Raw genomic sequence first — 4,729 nt, forward strand, 5'->3', positions numbered from 1 at the left:
GCAAGAAAAACCCCAACATCCAAGTCAACTATCAGTCGGTGGGGAGCGGTGCCGGGCGGCGGCAATTTGTGGCTCGCACTGTCGATTTCGGCGCCAGCGACAGTGTGCCGCGTCCCGAAGAGATCAGCCAGATCGAGAGTGAAGCCAACCCTCCCAAGGGCATGGTGGCCGTGCCGATGGTGGGGGGGGCAGTGGTGGCAGCCTACAACATCCCCGGCGTGGGTCCCGAAATTCGCCTCTCTCGCCTAGCGCTGGTAAATATCTTCTTGGGCAAAATTAAAAACTGGAACGATCCGCTGCTAGCCGGCCTTAATCCAGGGGTGACTTTCCCGGATTTGCCGATTACCGTTGTGCACCGCTCCGACGGCAGCGGCACCACCGACATCTTTACCACCCACCTCAACGCCATTAGCCCGGAATGGCGGCAAAAGGTGGGTCGTGGCTCTTCCGTGAACTGGCCAACCGGGGTGGGAGCTCGCGGTAACGAAGGCGTTTCCGAGCAGATTAAGCAGATCCCTGGCGCGATTGGCTATGTGGAGTTCGGCTTCGCCAAGCTCAACAACCTGAACATCGCTCGCCTGGAAAACCGGTCGGGCAAGTTCGTCACCCCCAAAGTTGAGACGGAGCAGGCGGCACTGGCCAGAATCAAGCTTGACGAGCGGCTGTTGGGGGTTGACCCGGATCCCGCCGGGGAAGACTCCTACCCCATTGTGGGCTACACGTGGATCTTGGCCTACAAAGTCTACCCCAAAGCTGAAACCTCCAAAGCTGTCAAGGAGTTTCTCCGCTACGGCCTCACGGAAGGGCAATCCTTCGCGGAGCCGCTGGGCTATGTGCCCTTGCCGGAAGAAACGCGGCAGAAAGCTCTGGCTGCTCTGGAAAACATCACGCCGTAAAAGTTGGTACCTCCTACTCGGCAGATGACCACTACTTTTTCTTCAGAGAGCAGTTCTCTATTTCGGCCCCGGCCCGTCTTCCAGCGCCGGCGCGACTGGTTGTTCATCTGGGCAACGCGGATTGCCGTCTTTTTCTCGGCTTTGCTGCTGTTGTGGATTGCCCTGGAGATTGGGATCCAGTCGCTACCTGCCATTCAGAAGTTCGGGCTGGGCTTTTTCTGGGGCACCACCTGGGATCCTGTTGAGAACAACTACGGCGCTTGGCCCCAGATCTACGGCACCCTGGTGACTTCTCTGATTGCCCTGATCGTGGGCGTTCCTTTTAGCTTCGGCATCTCCATCTTTTTGAGTGAGGACTTTTTGCCCAAGTCTTTGCGCACGGCCTTGATCATCGTGGTGGAGCTGCTGGCAGCCATTCCCAGTGTGGTCTACGGCATTTGGGGGTTGTTTATCTTCATTCCCTTCTTTCGCCCGATTCAGATGTTCTTGTTCCAGAACTTCGGGTGGTTGCCCATTTTCAGTACGCCACCGGTGGGGCCGGGGATGCTGACGGCAGGGGTTGTCTTGGGGATCATGATCATCCCCATCATCACTGCCATTGCCAGGGAAGTGCTGGTGGCCGTTCCGCCGGAGTTGCGGGCGGCTGCCTATGCGATGGGGGCCACTCGCTGGGAAGCCATCTTTGGTGTTGTGCTGCCGGCGGCCATTGGCGGCATGCTAGGGGCGGTGGTTTTGGGTTTGGGACGTGCCTTGGGGGAGACGATGGCAGTGGCGATGCTAATTGGTAATGCCCGCGGTATTAGCGTCTCGCTCCTGGCTCCTGCTAGCAACATCCCGGCCCTGTTGGCCAACGAGTTTGCAGAAGCAGGCCCTGAGCAGGTGGCAGCGCTCATGTATGTGGCCTTGATTTTGTTGGCCATCACTCTGGTAGTTAACATTGCGGCGGAGCTGATGATACGCCGTGTCAAGTTCGCGTTGACAGCTTCGCGGGAGTAGAGGAACATGACGACGCAAGTTCAGGCGGTAGATCAAGGCAATTGGTTCAAGCGCAGAGCAAAGTCCTGGCGGCGCGTCTTCCTGGATGTAGGAATGACAGCGCTGACGGTTGTCTCCAGCCTCTTTGCCATTTTCGTGCTGGCTCTCATCCTCTACTACGTTTTCACCAGAGGCATCGAGCGCTTGAACTGGCAAGCGCTGACCCAACTTCCCCCTCCTCCCGGCGATCAGGTGGGCGGATTTGGCAACGCGGTGCTGGGGACAATTATTGTGGTGTCGATTGCTATCGCCATCACCTTCCCCATCGGACTGTTTGCTGCCATCTATCTCTCGGAGTTTGGCCAGAACAGACCTATAGCTTCCTTTCTGCGCTTCATCATCAAGGTGTTGACAGGGGTTCCCTCTATCATTGCCGGGGTGTTTGCCTACGGGGTGTTGGTGCTCTCCACCAAGACTTTCTCTGCCCTCGCCGGCGGGGTGGCTCTATCGGTGTTGACCCTGCCCATCATCATTTTGTCTTGTGAAGAGGCGCTGCGCCTGGTGCCGGCAGATACGCGGGCTGCTGCCTATGCGCTGGGGGCTTCGCGAGTGCAGACGGTGTTTCGCGTGGTGTTGCCGGCAGCTCTGCCGGTGATCCTGACGGGGGTGACGTTGGCCATTGCCCGCGCTGCGGGTGAGACGGCGCCCCTGATCTTCACTGCTTTGTTTAGCTTCCTCTGGCCCAGCGGTCTGTTGAAACCGGTAGCTTCACTGGCTGTGTTGATCTACAACTTTGCCCTCGTTCCTTTTGAAAACCAGCAGAAGATTGCCTGGGGAGGGGCTTTGGCTCTGGTGATTTTGGTGTTGATCACCACGGTCAGTTTTCGGCTCATCGTCAGTCGTCGGCAGGAAACCATCACCATCTAATCCCTCTCACGTGTTGCTTTAACTCAATCTAGGCTTTGCAGTGACGTTATCTCCTTCGGTACTCCTATGCGCTCTCCACTCTCTGGCAAATCCGGCTCTCCTGAGAAATCCACCCGTTTGGAGGTTGAACTAGAGACGCGGGATTTGAGCGTCTACTACGGCTCCCACCTAGCGGTTAAGCAGGTTTCTCTGAAGATCCCGAAAAATCACATCACCGCCTTCATTGGCCCCTCAGGCTGCGGCAAGAGCACCATCTTGCGCTGCTTTAATCGCATGAACGATCTCATCCCGGGAGCAAGGGTAGAAGGCTCGGTCATTTTTCACGGGAAAAATATCTACGACCCAGATGTGGATCCCTCTGAGGTGCGGCGGCGGGTTGGCTTGGTATTTCAGAAGCCCAACCCCTTCCCCAAGTCTATCTACGACAACATTGCCTTTGGGCCACGGATCAATGGCTACCAGGGGGATCTAGACGAGCTGGTGGAGCGCACGCTGCGCCAGGCTGTTCTCTGGGATGAGGTGAAAGATAAGTTGAGGATGAGCGCCCTTTCCCTCTCCGGCGGACAACAGCAGCGCCTCTGCATTGCCCGCACCTTGGCCATTCAGCCGGAAGTGATCCTGATGGACGAGCCCTGTGCCTCCCTGGATCCCATTTCGACGCTGCGCATTGAGGAGCTGATGAAGGAATTGGGGCGTCGCTACACAATTATCATCGTCACCCACAACATGCAGCAGGCGGCGCGTGTGTCCGACTTCACGGCTTTCTTCAACACTGAAGTTGACGAGGAAGGGTTCCGTTATGGGCGGCTAGTAGAGTTCGACCGCACCGAGAAGATCTTCAACTCTCCCGCCAATCGCGAGACAGAAGAATACGTGAGCGGACGGTTTGGCTAATCCCCCGCCCATTGCTGCTGGCGCCAAGCCAGATCTGGTCGAGAGGGATCCCGCTCTCCTATCCTGAGAAATTGAAAATCGGGTAGGAGCTGTTAACAGCAGCAAGATGGCCGAGCGGGTGCGCCTGGATAGCTGGTTGGTGGAGCGGGGATATTTCTCTTCCCGCCAGCAGGCCCAGCGCGCCATCCTCGCAGGGGAAGTTTTCCTCAATGGGGTGCGGGCGGAGAAGGCTGGAGCCTGGGTGAGCGGGGATCCCATGGTCCACATCCAGTCCAAGCCTGCTTTTGTCTCGCGGGGGGGAGAAAAGCTGCAGGGGGCGCTGCAGACCTTTCCTGTTCAGGTGCAGGGCCGTATTTGTTTGGATGCGGGCATCTCCACGGGGGGCTTTACCGATTGCCTACTCAAACAGGGGGCCCAGCGGGTCTATGGGGTGGATGTGGGCTATGGGCAGTTGGCCTGGTCTTTGCGAAGCGACCCGCGGGTGATTCTCAAGGAAAGAACCAACTTGCGCTATCTGCAGCCAGCCGATCTCTACGGAACTGAGGTGCCCACCCCCAGCTGGGCGGATCTGGCCGTGGTGGATCTCTCTTTTATTTCCCTAACCAAGGTGTTGGATCCTTTGTGGAAGCTGTTGCGGTCGCCGCGGGAGGCTCTGCTGCTGGTCAAGCCCCAGTTTGAGGCGGGCCGAGGCCAGGTGGGCAAAAAGGGAGTCGTGCGGGATCCGGCCATCCATGCCCGCGTGCTGCAGACGGTAATGCAGGCGGCGGTGGCCCGCGGCTGGCAGGTGCAGGGCTATACCTGGTCGCCCATCAGTGGTCCCGCTGGCAACATCGAGTACTGGCTCTGGCTGGCGGAAGGAGAAGGGATCCCGCTTCCCACCTTCAGCGCCTTACAGCAGCTGAGCGAGCAGGCAAAAGCAGCTCTTTGCTCCCCTAGCCGCTAGCTCAGCCCTGGGTTAACGTAAGGTGCGGAATTCCCCACGGTCTATACGGTGGGGATGGATAGCACCCTCTGACTGATTCTGGTTCTAGGGAGCA

Annotated in this window: 5 protein-coding genes; all 5 read left to right on the forward strand. The window is 58.2% G+C overall.

Features of this window, described 5'->3' with window-relative positions; translation table 11 throughout:
- Positions 1-896, forward strand: an 896-nt coding sequence (gene pstS / locus NW827_RS11480; RefSeq protein WP_414503718.1) for a phosphate ABC transporter substrate-binding protein PstS, incomplete at its 5' end; no start/stop codon positions are given.
- Between the two features lie 24 nt (positions 897-920).
- Positions 921-1,892, forward strand: a complete 972-nt coding sequence (pstC, locus tag NW827_RS11485) for a phosphate ABC transporter permease subunit PstC (protein WP_414503719.1) — start codon at positions 921-923, stop codon at positions 1,890-1,892.
- Between the two features lie 6 nt (positions 1,893-1,898).
- The gene (pstA, locus tag NW827_RS11490; protein WP_414403664.1) at positions 1,899-2,798 is read left to right on the forward strand and encodes a phosphate ABC transporter permease PstA; all 900 of its coding nucleotides are present in this window, start codon (positions 1,899-1,901) and stop codon (positions 2,796-2,798) included.
- Positions 2,799-2,864: 66 nt separating this feature from the next.
- Positions 2,865-3,692 (forward strand): phosphate ABC transporter ATP-binding protein PstB, encoded by an 828-nt coding sequence (pstB, locus tag NW827_RS11495; RefSeq protein ID WP_414361519.1) that lies wholly within the window; start codon positions 2,865-2,867, stop codon positions 3,690-3,692.
- 106 nt (positions 3,693-3,798) lie between these two features.
- Complete coding sequence (locus tag NW827_RS11500) at positions 3,799-4,635, forward strand: TlyA family RNA methyltransferase (protein ID WP_414403665.1); 837 nt, start codon at positions 3,799-3,801, stop codon at positions 4,633-4,635.
- Positions 4,636-4,729 lie beyond the last annotated feature (94 nt).

The sequence above is a fragment of the Synechococcus sp. H70.1 genome (assembly GCF_047502705.1).
In the GTDB taxonomy this organism is placed as follows: domain Bacteria; phylum Cyanobacteriota; class Cyanobacteriia; order Thermostichales; family Thermostichaceae; genus Thermostichus.